This is a genomic window from Brevundimonas sp. (assembly GCF_046293315.1).
Classification (GTDB): domain Bacteria; phylum Pseudomonadota; class Alphaproteobacteria; order Caulobacterales; family Caulobacteraceae; genus Brevundimonas.
The window spans coordinates 328-620 of the sequence record NZ_JBKBPF010000080.1; positions in this window are offsets into that span (position 1 = coordinate 328).

The following is a 293-nucleotide window of genomic DNA, read 5'->3' on the forward strand; positions in this document are numbered from 1 at the left end:
GGATCGGCTCCGAAGGATCAGGTCAGGCAGTATCGCATGGCCGGCGGGGGCGGCGGGCCGAAGGGTGTTTTCGCCCCTGAAAGGCCGATGACGTCAGGAACCAGGGCGCCAGGTCGAACCGGTTTCAGGCCGTCAGATCGGCCAGGGCGGCGGCGCAGGCGCGGGCCGCGTCGTCGGGCGACAGCCCCAGCAGCAGGCCCCTTTGCCCGCCGTTGATCAGCACCCGGTCGAACAGGATGGCGGTTTCATCCATCACGGTGGGGACGGCCTTCCTCTGGCCAAAGGGGCTGACG